The 19638-nt window shown below is 56.3% G+C and carries 22 protein-coding genes; 11 read left to right on the plus strand and 11 right to left on the minus strand.

The features are described 5' to 3' along the window. Positions 1–255 precede the first annotated feature (255 nt). The 5 genes from egtC (at position 256) to JUK32_RS05225 (ending at position 5856) form a co-directional block, all read left to right on the plus strand. Positions 256–1101 carry an ergothioneine biosynthesis protein EgtC gene (gene egtC, locus JUK32_RS05205; protein ID WP_239112349.1) on the plus strand — a complete coding sequence of 282 codons (846 nt, stop codon included), beginning with the start codon at positions 256–258 and terminating at the stop codon, positions 1099–1101. Beyond that, complete coding sequence (locus tag JUK32_RS05210; RefSeq protein ID WP_309224493.1) at positions 1067–2353, plus strand: SUMF1/EgtB/PvdO family nonheme iron enzyme; 1287 nt, start codon at positions 1067–1069, stop codon at positions 2351–2353. The genes egtC and JUK32_RS05210 overlap by 35 nt, the downstream gene beginning before the upstream one ends. A 68-nt stretch (positions 2354–2421) precedes the next feature. Beyond that, positions 2422–3501 carry an L-histidine N(alpha)-methyltransferase gene (gene egtD / locus JUK32_RS05215; protein ID WP_204137791.1) on the plus strand — a complete coding sequence of 360 codons (1080 nt, stop codon included), beginning with the start codon at positions 2422–2424 and terminating at the stop codon, positions 3499–3501. Between the two features lie 51 nt (positions 3502–3552). After that, positions 3553–5037: an aminotransferase class I/II-fold pyridoxal phosphate-dependent enzyme gene (locus JUK32_RS05220; RefSeq protein WP_204137792.1), complete on the plus strand. Its 1485-nt coding sequence runs from the start codon at positions 3553–3555 to the stop codon at positions 5035–5037. Between the two features lie 333 nt (positions 5038–5370). Continuing rightward, positions 5371–5856, plus strand: a complete 486-nt coding sequence (locus JUK32_RS05225; protein ID WP_204137793.1) for an allophycocyanin subunit alpha-B — start codon at positions 5371–5373, stop codon at positions 5854–5856. A gap of 234 nt (positions 5857–6090) precedes the next feature. Here the strand turns inward: JUK32_RS05225 and JUK32_RS05230 are convergent, their stop codons facing one another. Continuing rightward, positions 6091–6330 (minus strand): TerB family tellurite resistance protein, encoded by a 240-nt coding sequence (locus tag JUK32_RS05230; protein ID WP_204137794.1) that lies wholly within the window; start codon positions 6328–6330, stop codon positions 6091–6093. Between the two features lie 123 nt (positions 6331–6453). Continuing rightward, positions 6454–6915: a VOC family protein gene (locus tag JUK32_RS05235; protein WP_204137795.1), complete on the minus strand. Its 462-nt coding sequence runs from the start codon at positions 6913–6915 to the stop codon at positions 6454–6456. 462 nt (positions 6916–7377) lie between these two features. Between JUK32_RS05235 and gap the strand changes: the two genes are divergently transcribed. Further along, the gene (gene gap / locus JUK32_RS05240; RefSeq protein WP_204137796.1) at positions 7378–8430 is read left to right on the plus strand and encodes a type I glyceraldehyde-3-phosphate dehydrogenase; all 1053 of its coding nucleotides are present in this window, start codon (positions 7378–7380) and stop codon (positions 8428–8430) included. Between the two features lie 152 nt (positions 8431–8582). Here gap and JUK32_RS05245 read toward each other — a convergent pair whose 3' ends face one another. From JUK32_RS05245 to JUK32_RS05280, 9 genes are all read right to left on the minus strand, one after another. Continuing rightward, positions 8583–8744, minus strand: coding sequence for a hypothetical protein (locus JUK32_RS05245; RefSeq protein ID WP_204137797.1), 162 nt, complete (start codon positions 8742–8744; stop codon positions 8583–8585). Positions 8745–8921: 177 nt separating this feature from the next. Continuing rightward, entirely contained in the window at positions 8922–9575 is a 654-nt protein-coding gene (msrA, locus tag JUK32_RS05250; protein ID WP_204137798.1) for a peptide-methionine (S)-S-oxide reductase MsrA, read from the minus strand. Between the two features lie 186 nt (positions 9576–9761). Then, positions 9762–11465 carry a SulP family inorganic anion transporter gene (locus JUK32_RS05255; protein WP_204137831.1) on the minus strand — a complete coding sequence of 568 codons (1704 nt, stop codon included), beginning with the start codon at positions 11463–11465 and terminating at the stop codon, positions 9762–9764. A 59-nt stretch (positions 11466–11524) separates the two neighbouring features. Further along, entirely contained in the window at positions 11525–12388 is an 864-nt protein-coding gene (locus tag JUK32_RS05260; protein WP_204137799.1) for a universal stress protein, read from the minus strand. 11 nt (positions 12389–12399) lie between these two features. Further along, entirely contained in the window at positions 12400–14004 is a 1605-nt protein-coding gene (locus JUK32_RS05265) for a SulP family inorganic anion transporter (RefSeq protein WP_309224494.1), read from the minus strand. Positions 14005–14118: 114 nt separating this feature from the next. Continuing rightward, the gene (locus tag JUK32_RS27930) at positions 14119–14250 is read right to left on the minus strand and encodes a hypothetical protein (protein ID WP_255538095.1); all 132 of its coding nucleotides are present in this window, start codon (positions 14248–14250) and stop codon (positions 14119–14121) included. Between the two features lie 224 nt (positions 14251–14474). Beyond that, complete coding sequence (locus tag JUK32_RS05270; RefSeq protein WP_239112350.1) at positions 14475–14849, minus strand: type II toxin-antitoxin system VapC family toxin; 375 nt, start codon at positions 14847–14849, stop codon at positions 14475–14477. Positions 14850–14857: 8 nt separating this feature from the next. Then, entirely contained in the window at positions 14858–15079 is a 222-nt protein-coding gene (locus tag JUK32_RS05275; RefSeq protein ID WP_204137801.1) for a hypothetical protein, read from the minus strand. 150 nt (positions 15080–15229) lie between these two features. Beyond that, complete coding sequence (locus JUK32_RS05280) at positions 15230–15790, minus strand: hypothetical protein (protein WP_204137802.1); 561 nt, start codon at positions 15788–15790, stop codon at positions 15230–15232. 12 nt (positions 15791–15802) lie between these two features. On the opposite strand from JUK32_RS05280, the gene JUK32_RS05285 reads away from it, so the two are divergent. From JUK32_RS05285 to JUK32_RS05305, 5 genes are all read left to right on the plus strand, one after another. Further along, positions 15803–16987, plus strand: coding sequence for a cysteine desulfurase family protein (locus tag JUK32_RS05285; protein ID WP_204137803.1), 1185 nt, complete (start codon positions 15803–15805; stop codon positions 16985–16987). A gap of 193 nt (positions 16988–17180) precedes the next feature. Then, positions 17181–17876, plus strand: a complete 696-nt coding sequence (gene rnhA / locus JUK32_RS05290; protein ID WP_204137804.1) for a ribonuclease HI — start codon at positions 17181–17183, stop codon at positions 17874–17876. A gap of 119 nt (positions 17877–17995) precedes the next feature. Continuing rightward, a complete protein-coding gene (locus JUK32_RS05295) occupies positions 17996–18277 on the plus strand; it encodes a hypothetical protein (RefSeq protein ID WP_039726439.1) in 282 nt (93 codons plus the stop codon). A gap of 346 nt (positions 18278–18623) precedes the next feature. Continuing rightward, positions 18624–19127 (plus strand): hypothetical protein, encoded by a 504-nt coding sequence (locus tag JUK32_RS05300; RefSeq protein ID WP_204137805.1) that lies wholly within the window; start codon positions 18624–18626, stop codon positions 19125–19127. A 10-nt stretch (positions 19128–19137) separates the two neighbouring features. Continuing rightward, positions 19138–19623 carry a cyclopropane-fatty-acyl-phospholipid synthase family protein gene (locus JUK32_RS05305; protein ID WP_204137806.1) on the plus strand — a complete coding sequence of 162 codons (486 nt, stop codon included), beginning with the start codon at positions 19138–19140 and terminating at the stop codon, positions 19621–19623. Positions 19624–19638: the final 15 nt, after the last annotated feature.

Here is a 19638-nt window from a genome sequence, read left to right on the forward strand (position 1 = left end):
TCGATGACCCCATGTTTTCTGGCAGCATCCTACTACAACATGACTTGTGTGTACTTAGTAGCCTTGGCAAGGAGAGGAACCGGAAGGGGAGGAACCGGAGTTTAGATAAACCTCTCCTTGCGAAGGAGAGGTGCCGCAGGCGGTGAGGTTGGCCTAACTGTGCAACTGCCCCGATCGCCGCCGGAGAAGGTGGCAAGGCCGCGATCGCCCCACCTCTGAGCGCTCAGAACCCAAGTGTCTCATGGGAAGATACGGATGCAGATTCATCCTGACCACCGAGAAACCGGGGTTCTTGCCAAGCGTATGTGTCGTCTTTTGGGCTATGTGGGGCCAGCGATCGCCCTCGACTCGCTCTTACTTCAGCCGCCCCACTCCCTCATGGTGCAGTCTTATGCGCCGAAAGAATTAGAAGTGGCCTTGTTGAATGCCGACGGCTTTGGCTTGGGGTGGTATGACGCGGCCCAAGTTCGGGAACCGTTTACCTATCGCAACGTGCTGCCGATGTGGAACGACCCCAATGTCGAGCCGTTGTGTCGCTACATCACGACAGGTTGCGCGCTCGCCTACGTGCGCAGTGCCACCCCCGGTCAGGGAGTGGATATCAGCAACTGCCAGCCGTTTCAGTCCGGCAATTTGCTGTTTACCCACAATGGCTACATCAAGAATTTTCGGGAAACGCTGTATCGACCCATGCGGCAATTGATGAGCGATCGCGTTTACGCCGCGATTCAGGGCAACACCGACTCAGAGCATATTTGGGGGCTGGTACTCACGGCGCTGTCAGCCCCCTCCCCGCCGTCCCTCGTTTCGGCTTTAGGGATTGCCCTGGGTCAGCTGTTAGCGCTCGCCCAAAAATATGACACCCCCGTTGCCGCCAATGTGTTGATCAGCGATGGGCAAACCCTGATCGGTTCACGGGTGGCGTCCCATGGGCGCGCCCCTTCTTTATACTGGCTGAGTAACAATTTGCAACTTCCTAACGCTGTCACGGTGGCCTCAGAGCCATTGTTTGCAGCCCCTTGGGAACGCTTAAAAGAGCATTCGTTGTTTACTTTCAACGCCAATCGTGATCTCCAGTACCACCCCATTAGCGGCATCTAATGTGTCGCGCACCGAGCAACGCCAACAACTGCGGGCCGACCTGCGGGCCTGCCGTGAAAGTACGTTGCGGTTGGCGCAAGATTTGACCGCCCGAGAATGGCGACGGCAAGCGCATTCTGACTTTAGTCCCATCGGCTGGCACTTTGGTCACATCGCCTTTACCGAGTCGCTGTGGCTGCTGGAACGGTTGCAGCGATCGCCCTGTCCCTATCCGCAATATCAAAAATTGTTTGCCGCTGACGGGTTGCCCAAGGCCGAGCGGGAAAATCTGCCCGATTTGCCGACCATTCTGGCCTACATGGCCGACATTCGCGATCGCACCTTGACCTTTTTAGATCGGGTGCCCTTGGGGCATCAACTGCGGCTCTGGCGCTGGCTCTTGCAGCACGAAAGCCAACATGCCGAAACCGCCACCTATCTGTTAACCCTACATCGCTGGCCGCACACCCAGGCGCAGGTGCCCGCCGAGGTGTTTCCGTCAGCGCCCCTGCCGGTTTGGGAAGAGGCCTCGACCGACAGCATGGTGTTTGTGCCCGGTGGCGAATTGACCATGGGGAACGACACCGTGGAGTCGCTGGATAATGAGCGATCGCCCCACGCCGTTGAGGTGGAGGATTTTTGGATTGATCGCACCCCCGTCACCGTCGAGGAGTACGCCAAATTTATCGCCGCTGGCGGCTATCACAACAGCCAATGGTGGCAGCCCGAAGGCTGGATCTGGCGGCATCGCTTTGAGATTACCCAGCCCCTCTATTGGCAAACTGCCCAGCCCCAAACGCCGGTCTGTGGGGTGAGCTGGTATGAGGCCGACGCTTACGCCTGTTTTGTGGGCAAGCGCCTCCCCACCGAAGCGCAATGGGAACGGGCGGCGCGCTGGCACCCAGGCCAGCAAAGGCAGCAGTCCTGGCCTTGGGGCGAGGAGACGTTGAGCGATCGCCACGGCAACTTTGGCGGGCGTCATGGCGGCGTGACGCCGGTCGGTCAGTTTGCGGCAGGGCGTAGCGCCATCGGCTGTGATGATCTGCTGGGCAACGTGTGGGAATGGACGAGCAGTTGGTTTGATGCCTATCCGGAGTTTGAAGCGTTTCCCTATCGGGAATATTCGCAGGCGTATTTTGACCGCGCCCATCGCGTTTTGCGCGGCGGCAGTTGGGCCACGCGCCCCTGGGTGCTGCGCTCCACCTTTCGCAATTGGTATCACCCCAACGTTCAGCAGGTCTTTGCCGGCTTTCGCTGCGCCGTAAATACCTAGTGCATTCGTATCCGGCAATGTCAGAATACGGTGGGGCATGCTTCGCCCCTGCTGAATTTTGAAACTTTATGCCAGTTCCCTTTCCTTCCCTCCATCCGACCCCCGCTCACACTGACGCCGATGCCGCCGCCTCTGCGGACTCAGTCATTCAGGGCGATCGCCTGACCCTCGAAAACCGGATGGACTCCGCTAATCATGCTGCCGCCGCCGCCGGTCAAGACGTGATTACGGGCCTCACCCAACCCCATAAGGCGTTACCGCCGAAGTATTTTTACGATGCCCACGGGTCAGAACTCTTTGAGCAAATTACCGAACTGCCGGAATATTATCTAACTCGCACCGAGCGGCAAATTTTAGCCACCGATGCCGGAGCGATCGCTGATATCGTGGGGCCGTGCGACCTGATTGAACTGGGCAGCGGCAGCGCCAGCAAAACCCGGTTGCTGTTCAACGCTTATCAGCAGCGGGGCTTGCCGTTGCGGTACGTGCCGGTGGATGTCAGCGGCACCATGCTCGAAACCAGCGCCCAGGCCCTGCTCACCGAGTACGACCAGCTCACGGTGCATGGCCTCGTCAGCACCTATGACCAAGCGCTGCAAAACCTGCCCCCAACGGACTATCCCCGGCGGCTCATCGCGTTCATTGGCAGCACCTTGGGCAATTTGGCTCCAGCGCCCGAGCAGCGCTTTTTTCAACAGGTCAGCCAAGCGCTAGCCAGCGGCGACTACTTCTTACTCGGGGTGGATTTGCACAAAGATACCGCCACCCTAGAGGCCGCCTACAACGACCAGCAGGGCATTAGTGCCGCGTTTAACCTGAATATGCTGAAACACCTTAACTGGCGGTTTGACGGCAACTTTGACCTCACCCAATTTCGCCATGTGGCGTTCTATAACGAGGGCGATCGCCAGGTCGAAATGTATATCGAAAGCCTGACGGCCCAAACCATCACCCTGCAAGCCCTGAACCTCACCGTCGAGTTTGCCCAGGGTGAGCGACTGTTTAGTGAGATTTCCCGTAAATTTGACACCGAAGTGCTGACGCAAGAGCTGTTGGCCTTTGACCTGGCCGTCCGCCATATTTTCACCGACGATCAGCGACAATTTGCCCTGCTGCTGTGTCAAAAACAGTCGTCAGATGCGCCCTAAGCGCCAACCGGATGAAGTTGAAGCCGAGTGCCCGCTGGGACTCGATGGGGTATGAACAAGCAGAGCACTACGCCATTACTGACGGCTTTGGCCTCAGCGGCGAGGCGAGAGCATGCCGCCTTTTATGCCCCTGGTCACAAGCGGGGGCAGGGCGCATCCTTGGCACTGCAAGACCTGGTGGGGTGGGGCCTGCAAGCTGACCTACCCGAACTGCCCGAACTGGATAATCTGTTTGCCCCCACCGGGCCGATCGCCGCAGCGCAAGCACTCGCCGCCCAGGCCTTCGGAGCCGACGCCACCCACTTTTTGGCTAACGGCTCAACTTGTGGCCTTCAGGCGGCGTTGCTAGCGGTTAGTGGTCCCGGTGATCAAGTCCTCATTCCCCGCAATGCTCACCAGTCGGTGTTTGCCGGGCTGGTCTTGGCGGGGGCGATGCCGCTCTATCTCGCCCCGTGGCATGACGATCTCTGGGACTTGGCCTTTGGCGTCACCGCCGCGCACATTGAGCACGCCCTCCAGACTTATCCCGCAATTCACACCGTGGTGGTGGTTTCACCCAGCTATCACGGGGTGTGTGCCGATCTCGCCGCGATCGCTCGCGGCGTCCACCAACACGGTGCCATCTTGATCGTGGACGAGGCCCACGGGGCTCATTTGGGCTGGCATCCTGACTTGCCCCAGGGCGCGATCGCGGCGGGAGCCGACCTCGTTATCCAATCCACCCACAAGACCCTGGGCGCAATGACGCAAGCGGCCATGCTGCATGTGCAAGGATCGCGAGTGAACCGCGATCGCCTGCGCCAAGCCCTACAACTCACCCAGTCCACCAGTCCCAATTACCTGCTGTTGGCCTCGCTGGATGCCGCCCGTCAGCAACTCGCGACCGCTGGACCAGACCTGCTGGCGCAAACGCTGGCGATCGCCCAACAGGTTCGCTCAGATCTCCAGCACCTGAAGGATTTCACCGTCCTGTCCCCCGCGCATTTATCCTCTGCTCCGTCCCCCTTTCAGCTTGATCCCACCCGGCTGGTGGTCGATGTTGCCCGACTAGGCATCACCGGCTTCGCCGCCGATGAGTTTTTGCATGAGCAGCAGCACGTTACGGCTGAACTCCCGACCCTGAGACAGTTGGCGTTCATCCTCAGCTTGGGCAATCGGCCCCCGGATGGCGATCGCCTCGCCGCCGCTTTTGCCGCCCTGGTAGAACAAGCCGCAGCATGGCGATCAAGTCATGACTGCCCCCCTGGGGTCAGCGATTGCCGACCCGCGCCAGCCCCGCTTTCTCAGCCCCCACTGACGCCCCGTGAAGCCTTTTTTGCCACCGCGATCGCCGTCCCTATACAGCAAGCCGTCGGGCAGGTCGCCGCCGATGCCCTCTGTCCCTATCCCCCCGGTATTCCCCTGGTGCTGGCGGGAGAGCGGATTACCGCCGCCGCGATCGCGGCCCTCCAGCAAATTCATCAGGCGGGCGGGGTGATCACCGGCAACCCAGACCAAACTTGGCAGACCGTGCGAGTCATCCAATCCGCGTCATGAAACCCTCATGCCTTAAAAATACCAAAAGCCCTGTGCTAAAAGGGTTTCACCTTTCAAGTTTGAACTTCGCCCGTTAAATTTTGCTATGTCAAACACAATCCCCTCTAACGCTGGGGCTTCCGCCCACGACGAGAGCCCCGACTGAGGTGTCCGCTGGTCCATGGGGTCAAAAATCATGAGCGCCTTCATAAAGAAGTGTAAACATTTCAGCCCTGAAATGCCGCAAAAATCTCTCAAAGCCGTTACACAGACTACGAATTCCTTTCCTGAGAAGACTGAACTCTGTACACTATCAATGTTGAGCAGTCATCCATCCCAGTTTTTATAAACACTATGTCTGTAGTAAGCCAAGTCATTTTGAACGCCGATGATGAGCTGCGCTATCCCACCGTTGGCGAGCTCAAAAACATTGAAACTTACCTCTCGACGGGTGAGCGTCGCATGCAAATCGCTCAGACGCTGTCTGAGAACGAAAAAAAGATTGTGGATAAGGCCAGCAAAGAACTGTGGGTTCTTCGCCCCGACTACATCGCCCCCGGTGGTAACGCCTTTGGCCAAAAGCAGCGAGCTCTTTGTTTGCGCGATTATGGTTGGTACTTGCGCTTGATTACTTACGGCATCATCGCGGGCGACAAAGACCCCATCGAGCGGATTGGTTTAGTCGGTGTACGAGAAATGTACAACGCGCTGGATGTGCCCGTTCCCGGCATGGCTGACGCCATTCGCTGTCTCAAAGACGCCTCTCTCGGCCTGTTGTCGGCAGAGGAAGCCAGCGAAGCTGAGCCTTATTTTGACTACATCATTCAAGCCATGTCATAGGGGTAACTACCCGCCCTATTTGTGAATGGCAATTTTGACGCATACCACTGGCAACACCTGGCCCGACTAGCGGGTGGAGCCAGTGGTTTTTATTCGGCAAGGCCACCGCTTAATGGGCACACCCATCATACCGAGCATCGCTGCGGGCTGACATCCGCTCAGGATGGCACCCTATTCACCGACCCATCCCTCCACCGCCTGATGATTGGACAACGCCACAGTAGTGTCAGCAGGTCAGCTCCAGTCATATTCCAGGGTCGCATCCCCTAGCATTGCTTTCATGGTCGAGCGAATAGTCTGGAGCTCTTCGGGCGTCACCTGATGATCAGCGTGAATGAGGGCTCGAATGGCTTGGGTTTCGGTCTCAGAAACTTTGCCATCAGCTAGGGCCGACTCTACCAAATGCCGCAGCTTTTCGAGGTGGGCCTGCTCCTCGGCGGATAGTTCATGTTGACCAGAGCGTTCAATTTCCATGATGTGATTCTCCTGCGTGGGGATTGTGCTGGGGCTGCAACGCTTCACCCATGGGTGCCGTCACGATAGCGCTGGCTGACGATGCAACTCTTTGAGGGTGACGACATCCGCCGTTCTAATGGTTTAGGTCGGGTCGCAGCGAATTTCCAACAAAAAGCCATCTGGATCATAAAAGTAAATGCCCCGTCCCGTTGGGCGACTCACCGGCCCATGGTCAATCTGCACGTTGCTGACTTTCAGCGCCGCCACCGCTGAGTCAAACTGCTCGGGAGCGATGTCAAACGCCAGGTGATTGGCGCGGGTAAATTGCTGGGTGGGGTCAGGATGCGGCGGCGCTAAGTCCGGTTCCCCAAACAAATCAAGAATGGTGCCATCGGGGGTGCGAAAGTTGGCTACTTTGCCCTCAGCCACTAAATCCTTCAGCGTTTCGGGCACCTCTGCCCCCTGCAATTCATGCAGCCCCAACACTTGCCCGTAAAACTGTCGCGATGCCGCCATATCCTGCACATTTAGCGCATAGTGGTGAACCCGGCGCAATGCGCCAGTGGGAATCGCGGGGGGAGAGGCGATCGCAGAATCAGTCATCAATTCAGACAGAACGCAATTGCTAGTACCCTATCGCATCTTGCCAAGAAAACAGTGTGCCCCCTCTCGTCCTTGGCTAGCAATTGCGATCGCGTCTTGTTGGCTATTAGTTCTAGTAATGCAAGGGCATTAGGGCCTTGAGGCAGCAGTTCCCCCAAGGCTTCACGCGAGCTGGTGACTTGAATGTCGAGTTTACATTTGTCAACAAAAAAAGCGACAACCTTGAGGGAAATCATAAGGGATCAGGCTGTTTGAAATAGGCATGATTTTATAGGGGCAATGGCACTGGGTTGAGATTCATACCCTTCAATCAGTGCTATCGGTGTCTTGCACTGGTTGTCAGCTCTCGCCCCCTAACCAAGGACAAGGAACATGACTTGTCGGCAAAGTTAGCGAATGGCGAGAGGCTAGTCAGCAGAACTGATGCAGGCACCTTGGCTCACTCACCCAAAGGACACCCTTATGAGCACTCTCAAAGTCGGCATTAACGGTTTTGGCCGCATTGGCCGTTTGGTTTTTCGGGCAGCGATCAAAAACCCCAATATTGAGTTCGTCGGCATCAATGACTTAGTGCCCCCCGAAAATCTGGCGTATCTGCTCAAGTACGACTCGACCCACGGCCGCTATAACGGCACGGTGGAAGCCAAAGAAGGCGGCATAGAAGTCGATGGTAAGTTTATTCCCACCATGTCGGTGCGGAATCCGGCGGAGCTGCCCTGGGGCGAACTGGGGGCGGATTATGTGGTGGAGTCCACGGGTCTGTTCACGCAGTATGACGGCGCGAAGCTGCATCTGGAAGCGGGCGCGAAGCGGGTAATTCTCTCGGCTCCCACTAAAGATCCTGACTTGATTCCCACCTTGTTGGTCGGCGTTAACCACGACACCTTTAATCCCGAGAAAGATTTGATTGTGTCGAATGCGAGCTGCACCACCAACTGCCTGGCCCCGATCGCGAAAGTGATTAACGATAACTTTGGTCTAGCCGAAGGCTTGATGACTACCGTTCACGCTTCGACCGCCACCCAGCCCACTGTGGATGGGCCTAGCAAGAAAGATATGCGCGGTGGTCGCGGTGCGGGCCAAAACATCATTCCCGCTTCGACTGGCGCGGCTAAAGCGGTAGCGTTAGTGCTGCCAGAGCTCAAGGGGAAACTCACAGGGATGGCGTTGCGGGTGCCGACCCCCGATGTCTCTGTGGTGGATTTGACCTTTAAGACTACCCAAACTACTAGCTATAAGGCCATTTGCGCGGCGATGAAGGCGGCTGCCGATGGGCCGATGAAAGGCATTTTGGGATACACCGAAGAACCGGTGGTGTCTTCGGATTTCACCACTGATCCTCATTCGAGCATCTTTGATGCCGGGGCTGGCATGGAGCTGAACGATCAGTTTTTCAAGGTGGTCTCTTGGTATGACAACGAGTGGGGCTACTCCTGCCGCGTGCTCGATCTGATGATGCATATGGCTCAGCAAGATGGCATCCTCAGCGGCATTCAAATCCCTGTGATGGCATAAGCGATCGCCCTTAACTGTTCCAGTCTCGGTGTCGAACCATCGATATCCAGTCCACTCCGCTTACACCGTTTCAGTCGTTAATAGGGCTGAAACGGTGTTTGTGTGAAACCGATCGCCCAACTAGTAAATCTGTCATCGATTTGGCGATGGGGCTACTCTGAGGCTAAGCAGGCAATCAGCGTGCCGAGCAGACCGAACATCACGAAGAAGAACAATAACATCCCCATATTTTCGGGAAACTCGGCATTGCGGCTATTTTGTAAACTGTCGAGCGGGACGTATGCCAGTTCCGTCGATGCCTGTTGAGTCGTCATGCGCCTTCATATTCTGGGTATGCAGCTTGTCTCATCCTAGCAAGCAGCCCAGATCAGCCGGATTGATGGCCATTCCAGGTAAGGCAGCGATCGCTGCGACTAAAACTATGGAGTGCCCGGGAATGCGATCGCATTCCCGGGCACTGAGTTTAGGACTGAGCTATTGAGAGCGTGGTGTTAAACGCTCAGACCCGTTGGGCAAGCAACTCCGGTGCCACCCATGCCACAGTACCCGCCGGGATTCTTCGCCAGGTATTGCTGGTGATAATCTTCTGCGTAGTAGAACTCAGGCGCGGCCAAGATTTCGGTCGTAATTTTGTCGTAGCCTTCTTGCTTCAGGCGCTGCTGGTAGGCATCACGAGACGCCTCAGCCAATTTGCTCTGCTCATCGGAATAGGTGTAAATCCCCGAGCGATATTGGGTGCCAGTATCATTGCCCTGACGCATCCCCTGGGTGGGATTGTGATTTTCCCAAAAGATTTTGAGAATGCCCTCATAGCTGATGACGCTGGGATCGTATACCACCAGCACCACTTCGTTATGCCCCGTTCTGCCAGAGCACACTTCGCGATAAGTCGGGTTCGGGGTATGGCCTGCCGCATAACCCACAGCAGTGGTGTATACGCCATCAGTTTCCCAAAACTTGCGTTCAGCGCCCCAAAAGCAGCCCATGCCAAACACAGCAGTTTCCATGCCAGCAGGGAAGGGGGGCTTCAGAGGATTGCCGTTGACATAGTGCTGGTCGGGCACCGGCATCGATTCGCTGCGACCCGGCAGCGCTTCATCAGGGCTAGGAAGTTCAAGCTTTTTGCCAAAGCCAAATAACACCATAAGTTTGTCTCAAAGATTCATGTAAGCGTTCTGTTTCACTATAAAACACGCTTTTTGTCGCCACCCGCAGAAATGGCTGAGAAACCGGGGGGAAAACCGTAAAGTGACTGGGCTGTTAGTACAACCCAGCCACAACAGTCGAGCCCTTTAGGGTTTAATCCCTGTCACGAGGAACGGGCTCTTCTCTTAGCCCACGGTTTCTTTTAGCGGGGCTGGGGTCGGCATCGTCGCTTGCTGGTGCTGGACGATCGCTAACCCTTTTTCTAGGGCTTGCAGGCGATCGCTTAACCAGTGGTCATCCGGCACGAGCGACCCAATGCCCAACTTTTCGAGTCGTCCTTGCACTTTACCCGTAGCGCCAACGATCATCACCTCACGGTGATCTTCCACCGCTTCTTTCACCGCATTTTCCAAAGCCAGGGAAGAGGTAACCCCCAATACGGGCACTTCACTCAAATCAAGGATCAGCACATCATAGGTGCCACTGGCATCGTGCTCTCGCGAAATAGCCTTGGCGACGCCAAAAATCATCGGTCCACTCAAGTGAAAGAGCAAGATGCGGCCATTGGCCTGATCGAGGATGGCCTTTTCCTCAGAAGAAAGGACAATTTGATCATCGGCATCCGTGATGGTTTTCACCGACTCGGTCTGCAACTCTTCGAGGCGGGCAATGGTGAGAATATTGGCAATAAATACACCCACGGCCACGGCGACCATCAGGTCCACAAACACCGTCAACACGACGACACTGTAGACAATGCCAGCGGCCTTCCAAGAGATTTTGTGGACGCGCTTAAGGAAGCCCCAATCGATAATGTCGATGCCGACCTTGAGGACGATGCCCGCGAGGACGGCGAGGGGAATGCCTGAGGTCAGCGGCGCGGCCCACAGCACCACTACTAATAAAATCAAGGCGCGGCTGATGCCGGAGAGCGCGGTGCGACCTCCCGCTTGAATGTTCACCACGGTAGCGGTGGTTGCCCCGGAACCGGCGATGCCGCCGCACAGTCCGGTCACAATATTGGCGATGCCCTGACCAATCAACTCCTTGTTGGACTTGTGCTCATGGCGGGTCAGGCTGTCAGACACCAGGCACGTCAGCAGACAGTCGATGGAACCGACCATGCCCAACACCATCGCGTTGACAAACATCAAGCGCAAATTGCCAGGGGTAAAGGTCGGGAACTGGAAATTGGGCAAACCGGGGGTGATTTCGCCAATCGTGGAGATGGTGCGAATATCAATATTGCGCAAGAAGAGTAAAGAAACGACGGTGCCAATCACGAGCGCGACTAGCTGAGGCGGCACATATTTTTTTAGCGTATTGGGATAGAGGAATAAAATCGCCAGGGTCAAAACGCCGAGCCCCGTTTCCCAAGGACTGAGGTTCGCAATCAGGGTGGGAAAATTGGTGATGACGCCCCACACGCCGCCGGTCGGCGTCTCTTGCCCGAGGAATGGCGCGATCTGCATAAAAATCAGAATCACCCCAATGCCCGTCATGAAGCCGGAGATGACGTTGTAGGGCAGCATCGTGATATAACGCCCTAGCTTCAGCAGGCCAAAGGCGATTTGGAATAGGCCCGCTAGCATCACTACGGTAAATGCCATGGCCAACCCATTTTCTGGATCGCTGGCAGTGGTGGCAGCAATGACGGCGGTGACAATCACCGTCATTGGGCCAGTGGGCTCGGAGATGAGACTCGGGGTGCCCCCAAAGAGGGCGGCAAAAAAGCCCACGAGAATCGCGCCCCAGAGGCCAGCGGCGGCTCCTGCCCCTGACGCGATCCCAAAGGCCAGGGCCATGGGCAAGGCGACGACCGCAGCAGTCAGTCCGCCGAGAATATCGCCCCGCAGGTTGCGGAAATTTATGCGGTTAGTAATAGCCATGTTTTCATCATCAGTAGTCATAACCATAGTGAGCAAATGTGCGGGAGCGATCGTCCCCATTAGCGAAATAGCAATATTGGCACCGGGCTACTCTGCAACAATTGCAGCGTGGTACTCCCGATAATCAGGCGACGAATGCGGCTATGACCGTAGGCCCCCATCAGCAACAAATGCATGTGGTGAGCTTCGATATAGTGCGCGATCGCGACTTCTGGCACCCCTGGAATGAGGTGACAAATCGGTTGCCATCCCGCCGCTTGCGCTTGCCGGTCGGCCTCCAGTAAGTGGGCCTGGGCTGTCTCATCATCCTCCTTTTTGCCAACGGTTACAATGTGTAGCTCCAATCCTTTAAACGCTGGCGAGGCCAAGAGAAAGGTCAGCATATTGTGCGCGCTGGGACTGCCGTCATAGGCCAGCAGCAGACGCTGAATCGGTTGATAATCCCGCGTCGTAATTAAACAGGGTTTGTGACTCGCGCGGACAATCCGCTCCACCTTAGTCCCCAGATGACCCTGGGCAAACTCAGCCGCTTCGCCCCGCTTGCCGAGCATGATTAAGTCAGCCTCGGCTTCAAAGTCGTGCAAAATATCGACCAAATAACCCGTCTCGTGGATGAGCTGGAGTTGTGTCACCCCGATCGCTTGCAGCTGCTGTTCCGCATCTTGCAAGATGAGCTGCGCTTTTTGGTGGTTGAGCTTGGCTCGCTCATGTTCGAGCTCGACCAACTGATGCAGCAGTTCGCGCGAGGCTCCCAGCCCGATCGCGCCACTGTAATTGCCTGTGGAAGCCACCTTTTGACTCCGAATGTCAGACACATACAACACATTCACTTGGGCTTGGAGTCGCGGGACGAGCCAGCCAGCATATTGATAGGCGCTTTGGGCAAAGACCGATCCATCCGTACATAGCAAGATTTGTTTCATCGACTCTAGCTCTAGTGGTTCGCAGAATTCTGCTGGGCCTGGGGATCGTTGTGAGTCGCCAAGCGATTGAGCAGGGACTGACTCGCTTCGTTCACGCCCAAAAGTTCGACATCGGCCCCGTGGCGGCGAAACTTGAGCACCACCCGATCAATCGCATTCACCGCCGACTGATCCCATAGATGGGCATGGCTGAAATCGACGATCACCCGCGCCAAATCCTCCTCAAAGTCGAACGCATTGAGAAAGTCTTCAACCGAGACAAAAAAGAGTTGTCCCCCAACTTTATACGTGCGTTCATCTCCATCGTGGCTCAACACCGAATCGACAAAGACCACTTGGGCAATTTTATTGGAAAAGAACACCGTACTTAAGGCAATGCCGATGATTACCCCGATCGCCAGATTGTGGGTGTAGACCGTGATCAATACCGTGGTCACCATCACCGCCGTTTCGCTCTTGGGAACGCGGCGAATATTTTTGATCGACGCCCAGTTAAACGTCCCAATCGACACCATAATCATTACTGCCACCAGCGCCGCCATGGGAATCTGACTCACCCAGCGCCCCAGCACCAGAATAAAAAACAGCAGCAGCACCCCAGCGGAGAACGTCGAAAGGCGTTTACGGCCACCCGACTGAATATTGATCACCGACTGACCAATCATGGCGCATCCGGCCATGCCGCCAAAGCAACCCGTAATCATGTTGGCGATGCCTTGACCCTTGGCTTCCCGGTTTTTATCGCTGGGGGTGTCCGTCAGTTCGTCCACCAGCGAGGCCGTCAGCAGCGACTCCAGCAGGCCGACGATCGCCAGCGTGGCCGCCACCGGCAGAATAATTTGCAGCGTTTCGAAGGTCAGAGGTACCTGCGGCAGCATGAAGATCGGCGGGGTGGTTGGCAACTCGCCCATATCTCCCACGGTCGGCACATCCAGATTCAGCGTCATGGCGGCAGCCGTGAGTACCACGATCGCCACCAGCGGCGAAGGCACCAACTGCGTCACGCGCGGCAGCAAATAAATGATCGCCAGCCCGATCGCCACCATGACATACACCAGCCAAGACCCTCCCTGCAGCTGGGGCAACTGCGCCTGAAAGATCAGAATCGCCAGGGCATTTACAAACCCCACCATCACCGCTCGCGGCACAAACTTCATGTGCTTGCCCAGCTTCAGCACGCCAAAGATGATCTGCAAAATGCCGGTAAGAATGGTGGCGGCGAAGAGGTACTGCACCCCATGGTCTTTGACCAAATACACCATCAGCAGCGCCGTCGCCCCAGTCGCCGCTGAGATCAGACCGGGTCGCCCACCAAAAATGGCGGTCACCACCGCAATGATGAATGAGGCATAGAGCCCCACCTTGGGATCGACTCCGGCAATGATAGAAAAGGCGATCGCTTCGGGAATCAAGGCCAACGCCACCACGGTTCCGGCCAACAAGTCGCGCGGCACGTTGGAAAACCAATCGCGTCGCAGTTGGGTGGCATTGAACCAGGTGCTCGTGGTCACAGACCTCTCCTTAGCAAAATTATCCAACGTCAGGTTAGCGGCGATCGCGCCCGACATCCAGCGGGCGATCGCGACGACGACGGACTCAACGTGACCGATGGCCACCCGTCTCTGATCAGACTCAGGCCATCACAACGCCATCAAGATTGAGCGCATGATATCAAAACGATTGAGTCAGACCACGGTAACACCACGATACCGGACACCTGGGGCATTGCCTCAACTCGCCAGCGATATTGGACGGGGCGGGGCGGGCTGAGGGCGGGCGATCGCGGGGATGATATCGCCGTACACCGCCTCCGGTACTAGCGTGATCACAAGCCCTGACTCCGGCATCGCGATCGCCAACATCTAGTCAAGTCCGGAGCTGCAAGCGGCATCGCGACAAATTTCAACCTCAACCCCGCTAGTGATCGCCATGCGCCACAAAAGCGACCCATCATCCCCCAATTCCCAACCGGGTGACTAGCCATAAAACTGCCAATACCCCTGAACATAAAGCGTATTGACTAAGAGCAGTAGGCCCCGTCCCCAGCGCGATCGCCCAATGCAAAGGCTCATTCACGTCTGACCAGTTACCAAAGCCTTTCGCAGTCATACTGAGCAAAAGCCGGATCTTTGGATACCAGCGTTGCAGCCTCAACCCGACCCTGAGCAATGAGTAGTCGATCAAACGGGTCTTTGTGATGCCAGGGCAACTGCTCTAGCTCAATAATGTGAGCCAGGGTAATGGGAAGAATCACCACACCGTTCTGGGTTTCCTGTCGTTGAACAACATTCAGCAAAGGTTCTTGCAACTCCAGCTTGCCCAAATGCGATTTGATCTGAATTTCCCAAATGCTCACCAGGCTGAGCAAGACCTCATTGTTGGAGTCCTTCAATGCATCCAACGTACCCGCAGGAATTTGACTCGATTGACTGTCCCACCAGATAAACGTGTGGGTATCCATCAAAAGCTTCATCCTTCACCGAGCCAAAAGCTATCAGGCAACGGCTCATCAAAATCGTCAGCAACGCAGAATGCCCCTGGATGCAGATCTGGTTGGCGCTGTTGTGATAATTGACTGTCATGCTGAGTCGGCATTTTAGTTTCAGCCCACTGCAACAAACGAGTGGCTAGATGAAGCTGCTCTTGCCAACTCAATCGTTGAGCTTCTTGTATGAGTTCTTGTAAGGTCATCAAGGCTCCCTCAACCGATCATTTCTAGGGTAGCTGAGCCGGAGAGAATATCGATGCTCGTTAAGACATCCAGGGTGAAGATTCCTTCAGTGCCACTCGCGATCGCCATACATCCGGCGACCCATCAGCCCCCCACTCCCCCCGGGACGACTAGCCATAAAACTGCCAATACCCACCGACATAGACCGTGTTGACCAGGAGTAGCAGGCTCCGCCCCCAGCGCGATCGCACCCGCCGCCACAACACGACACTCGCCACCAGCACCAGGGCGAGTTCAGCGAGCGCCCCATAATTACCATGATGGTCAGCGTCCCAATACGACACCGGGCTGATGAAGCGGTAATCACTCAACGGCCAAAAATGCTGGTGGGCGTCCTCATGGTGCAGAGGCAAATCTTCTAAATGGTGCAACAAGGCACTGGCTGACAAGGCCACCCCGCCCGGCGATTTGGCCCAGAGAAACCAGCCGATGCCCACCAGGGCCAGGGGAATGGAGTTGCCGATCGCAAAAATACCCTGCCAAACGGGGGTGTAATACGCCTCGTTCCAAATCACCTGTTCTGGCAGGCCCATGACTTTGGCCCAGCCGTAAAAGACAAAGATGGCGGCATCGGGCAACCAACTGCCAACAATAATCGGCCAGGTGCAGCCCTTGAGCTGACCCCGGTCTAAAATCGCTAAATTGAGAATACTGTGACTGGGAGTATTCATCTCGGTTTTGCCATGGCGCGACCCTCTCGACCGGTTTATTTAGATTGCCATGCCACGACGCCCGTCGATCCGCTAGTGATGGCGGCGATGCTGCCGTTTTTTACCGAGCATTTTGGTAATCCGGCCAGCGTCGGCCACCTTTACGGTTGGGAAGCCGAGGCCGCTGTGCAGCGATCGCGCGAAATCATCGCCGCTGGCCTGAACGCGACCCCCACCGAAATTGTCTTCACCAGCGGTGCCACGGAGGCCAATAACCTAGCTATTAAAGGCGTTGCCGAAGCGTATTTCAGCCAAGGTCGGCACATTGTCACCGTGGCGACGGAGCATAGCGCTGTGCTGGATCCCTGTCGCTACTTAGAGGGCTTGGGCTTTGAGGTCACCTATCTGCCCGTCGGGCCGGATGGACTCATTGATGTGGCAGAACTGGCGCGATCGCTGCGGGATGACACGATCCTCGTTTCCGTCATGGCGGCGAATAATGAAATCGGCGTGTTGCAGCCTTTGGCTGAGATTGGGCAATGCTGTCACGACCGGGGCGTCCTGTTCCATACGGACGCGGCCCAAGCGATCGGCAAAATTGACCTGGATGTGCAAGCCCAGCACATCGATTTGCTTTCCTGCACCGCCCACAAAGTCTACGGCCCCAAAGGCATTGGGGCGCTGTATGTGCGTCAGCGCCAGCCCCGCGTCAACCTGGCGGCGCAACTGCACGGGGGCGGTCACGAACGGGGACGGCGATCGGGCACGCTCTACACTCCACAAATTGTCGGTTTGGGCAAAGCCCTGGAGTTAGCGTGGGCCAACCAAGCGAGCGAGCAAGCCCGGTTAGGGGCCATGCGCGATCGCCTCTGGCAGGCCCTGCAAGCTTTACCAGGGGTGCAGCTAAACGGTCACCCTACCCAGCGCCTCGCCCACAATCTCAACATCAGCGTCGCCGGGGTGGATGGCCAAGCCCTGCTCTTGGGGCTGAAAAATGTCGTCGCCCTTTCCTCCGGGGCCGCTTGCAGTTCTACCAGCACCGCGCCTTCTCACGTGCTCAAAGCGATCGGTCACACCGATGCCCTCGCCTATGCCTCCCTCCGGTTTGGCCTCGGTCGCTTCAATACCCCAGCCGAAATCGACCAGGTGGCCCAAGCTTGCTGCGACACGATTACCGCCCTGCGTTCCCGAAGCAGCATTCAGCCAGCCGTAAAATAGCGACGACCGATCGCCTTGACTGATTAAGCCGCTGTCTCATCAGTCTGGCGATCTCATTCCTGGCGACGAATAGTGATGCTTTCATCTTGAGAAATCACCTAAGCTATTCTTCGAGGTGCCCACTGGCAAAGCTTGGTTTCGCCCAGCATTTGCCAGCGGCAACACTCCAAACATCGCCTCTTTCCGTGATTTCATGACCCTAAAAGACCAACTCATTCAAGAAATTGAGGGCGTCGCCGACCCCGTGCTGGGCCAAGTGCTCGATTTTTTACAGTTTCTGAAAACGAAGCAGGGCAGCACTTCCAGCCATCCAGAGGCAGGCCCCTCAGAGGTCGCGACGAAGACAGCGACCACACCTGACACCGGGGCAGCAGACTCCTTGCCTGCCATCCATGCGATTTACACCGATGGGGCTTGCTCTGGCAATCCTGGGCCGGGGGGCTGGGGCACGGTACTGTATTTCACGGACGGCTCCGTCCATGAGTTGGGAGGGCGCGCCACCCAAACGACCAACAACCGGATGGAAATGCAGGCGGCGATCGCGGGGCTGCAAGCCCTCATCGCCATGGGGCAAACCACCCCAGTGGAACTATTCACCGACAGTGAGTACGTCAAAAAAGGCATCACTCAGTGGATTAGTGGTTGGAAACGGCGGGATTGGCAAACCTCCGCCAAAAAACCCGTTCTCAACAAAGACTTGTGGCAAGAATTAGACGCCGTCAATCAGGCGGCCAAGCAACAAACGGGAGCCCCCATCCAGTGGACATATGTACGCGGTCATACCGGAAATGTCGGGAATGAGCGGTGTGATGAAATTGCCCGGGCTTTTTCTCAAAACCAAACCATGGCGCTACAGCGACATCCCAAAGCAGCGGATTTAGCCATTTGATCTCCTCTCCGTGAATAATAGATATTTGTCTTTTGTTAAGCAATAAATGATTGATGCAATTAAGCGGGCCTTTTTCAGCAAAAGGCATAAAATAGAGGCGAGTTTTCTAAAGGAACATAATGGCTGATTCAGGGGTTAACGACGCCATCGAAACCACCGAGAATTTACCCCGTGAGGCGCGAGTTACACAGCTACGCAACATGATCGATACGCTGCATATTGCTGATGCGATCGCGAAAGAAGGTTACTTGATCACCAGCTCTGAGTTGGCCGACCTGATGGATGTGAACGCCAGCGCCGTTACCAGCCGGGGTGAATATTGGGCTTGGCGTAACTGGTCAGTGTCGCGGGTGCGCCGCGAAGGCAACCAAATTCTCTGGCAGCTAGAGCGGTTAGACTAAACGTTCACAATACCTGCCCCACCAGCGCCCTGCAGCTGTCGTTGAAATGGGCGATCGCCCACAGCGTCTACTTGTTGGGGCGAGTTCGATACACCTGAAACGCGATTAGCCCCACTAGGCCCAAAAAGAAAATGGCGGCGGACATGTCGGCTGGGCTACCCGGCAGCGGCAAATATAAAATAACCGTATTGTGGAAAATCATAGGGAGTGCTGGCAATTGTTTGGGCTGACCACCTGACCGTAACAAACTGTTCCGCTCAATTCACTCGCACCGCTCACTTTGCCACGGCAAATCAGCGCACTACTTTTGTTCAGATATCTCCCCTGTCGGCTTCAGCGTAAACCCATGCCCTCTCAATCACCATCAGACTCAGAATTAGAGGCGGATCAGGCCATTGAGCGAGAAATTCGGCAGGGGCGGAAATATTCCCTGGCGGATGCGATCAGTCAAGAAGGGGGCGACTTTCTCAAGGGCGAATCCCCCATTCCCAAGCTGGTGCAGGTAAAAAGCGCGATTAAACATTTCATTAACCTGCATTTGTCCGATGCGGCGGGGGCCTTGCAAGCCACCCTGTTAACGGCGGTGCAATCGGACGATGTCATTTGTAGCCGCCATTTTGCCACCCCGCTCCAGGCTTTGGCAGAGATGTTGCAGCCCCTACTCGCCCACGACGTCCAGCTCCGGGAATTTGTCCGGCAAGTCGATATGCGCTGGGGGCAGATGTACGATGAACGGCCCCATTTTGAGCGGCCCGGTCACCCGCCCCATCCCGATGATGAATACACCATTGAGTCCGTGCGATCGCAGCTTCAAGCCCTGATGACTGCCGTGCAACAGCATTCCTCGTAAGTCTCATCCTATGTCTGAGCCGTCTGCCCACCGTCCAGATATTGCCTACATTCCCACGCCTACCGATGCCGTGGACGCCATGTTGGAATTGGCCCAAGTCAGCGCTCAAGATGTGCTCTATGACTTAGGGTGTGGGGATGGTCGGCTACTCATTCGGGCGGCTACTCGCTGGGGTACGCGCGGCGTTGGCATCGACATTGACCCCACCTGCATTCAGCAAACCCGCCGAAATGCCCAAGTGGCCGGAGTGGCTCACCTGATCTCCCTGCAACAAGGCAATTTGTATGACAGTGATGTCGCCGCTGCGACGGTGGTGGCGTTATATTTGCTGCCGCACCTCAATGCCCGCCTCTGCCCGCGCCTGGTGCAACAGTTGCGTCCCGGTGCCCGCATCGTGTCGCATCAGTTCGACATGGGCGACTGGGAACCGGATGAAATCTTGCTCCTCCCCACGTCCGAAGAGGAGTCCGTGATCTATTTATGGAAAATTCGCTAGAACTTACCAGCTTCC

This window comes from Halomicronema sp. CCY15110 (assembly GCF_016888165.1).
Classification (GTDB): Bacteria; Cyanobacteriota; Cyanobacteriia; order Phormidesmidales; family Phormidesmidaceae; genus Halomicronema.

What these genes read in the sequence shown, in the direction of transcription:
- JUK32_RS05270 (WP_239112350.1), bottom strand. Translation starts at nt 14,849, where the DNA reads ATGGATACCCACACGTTTATCTGGTGGGACAGTCAATCGAGTCAAATT.
- egtD (WP_204137791.1), top strand. Translation starts at nt 2,422, where the DNA reads ATGCCAGTTCCCTTTCCTTCCCTCCATCCGACCCCCGCTCACACTGAC.
- JUK32_RS05235 (WP_204137795.1), bottom strand. Translation starts at nt 6,915, where the DNA reads ATGACTGATTCTGCGATCGCCTCTCCCCCCGCGATTCCCACTGGCGCA.
- egtC (WP_239112349.1), top strand. Translation starts at nt 256, where the DNA reads ATGCAGATTCATCCTGACCACCGAGAAACCGGGGTTCTTGCCAAGCGT.
- JUK32_RS05280 (WP_204137802.1), bottom strand. Translation starts at nt 15,790, where the DNA reads ATGAATACTCCCAGTCACAGTATTCTCAATTTAGCGATTTTAGACCGG.
- gap (WP_204137796.1), top strand. Translation starts at nt 7,378, where the DNA reads ATGAGCACTCTCAAAGTCGGCATTAACGGTTTTGGCCGCATTGGCCGT.
- JUK32_RS27930 (WP_255538095.1), bottom strand. Translation starts at nt 14,250, where the DNA reads ATGTTGGCGATCGCGATGCCGGAGTCAGGGCTTGTGATCACGCTAGTA.
- rnhA (WP_204137804.1), top strand. Translation starts at nt 17,181, where the DNA reads ATGACCCTAAAAGACCAACTCATTCAAGAAATTGAGGGCGTCGCCGAC.
- JUK32_RS05285 (WP_204137803.1), top strand. Translation starts at nt 15,803, where the DNA reads ATGGCGCGACCCTCTCGACCGGTTTATTTAGATTGCCATGCCACGACG.
- JUK32_RS05255 (WP_204137831.1), bottom strand. Translation starts at nt 11,465, where the DNA reads ATGGCTATTACTAACCGCATAAATTTCCGCAACCTGCGGGGCGATATT.
- JUK32_RS05230 (WP_204137794.1), bottom strand. Translation starts at nt 6,330, where the DNA reads ATGGAAATTGAACGCTCTGGTCAACATGAACTATCCGCCGAGGAGCAG.
- JUK32_RS05225 (WP_204137793.1), top strand. Translation starts at nt 5,371, where the DNA reads ATGTCTGTAGTAAGCCAAGTCATTTTGAACGCCGATGATGAGCTGCGC.
- JUK32_RS05300 (WP_204137805.1), top strand. Translation starts at nt 18,624, where the DNA reads ATGCCCTCTCAATCACCATCAGACTCAGAATTAGAGGCGGATCAGGCC.
- JUK32_RS05305 (WP_204137806.1), top strand. Translation starts at nt 19,138, where the DNA reads ATGTCTGAGCCGTCTGCCCACCGTCCAGATATTGCCTACATTCCCACG.
- JUK32_RS05220 (WP_204137792.1), top strand. Translation starts at nt 3,553, where the DNA reads ATGAACAAGCAGAGCACTACGCCATTACTGACGGCTTTGGCCTCAGCG.
- JUK32_RS05260 (WP_204137799.1), bottom strand. Translation starts at nt 12,388, where the DNA reads ATGAAACAAATCTTGCTATGTACGGATGGATCGGTCTTTGCCCAAAGC.
- JUK32_RS05245 (WP_204137797.1), bottom strand. Translation starts at nt 8,744, where the DNA reads ATGACGACTCAACAGGCATCGACGGAACTGGCATACGTCCCGCTCGAC.
- JUK32_RS05275 (WP_204137801.1), bottom strand. Translation starts at nt 15,079, where the DNA reads ATGACCTTACAAGAACTCATACAAGAAGCTCAACGATTGAGTTGGCAA.
- msrA (WP_204137798.1), bottom strand. Translation starts at nt 9,575, where the DNA reads ATGGTGTTATTTGGCTTTGGCAAAAAGCTTGAACTTCCTAGCCCTGAT.
- JUK32_RS05295 (WP_039726439.1), top strand. Translation starts at nt 17,996, where the DNA reads ATGGCTGATTCAGGGGTTAACGACGCCATCGAAACCACCGAGAATTTA.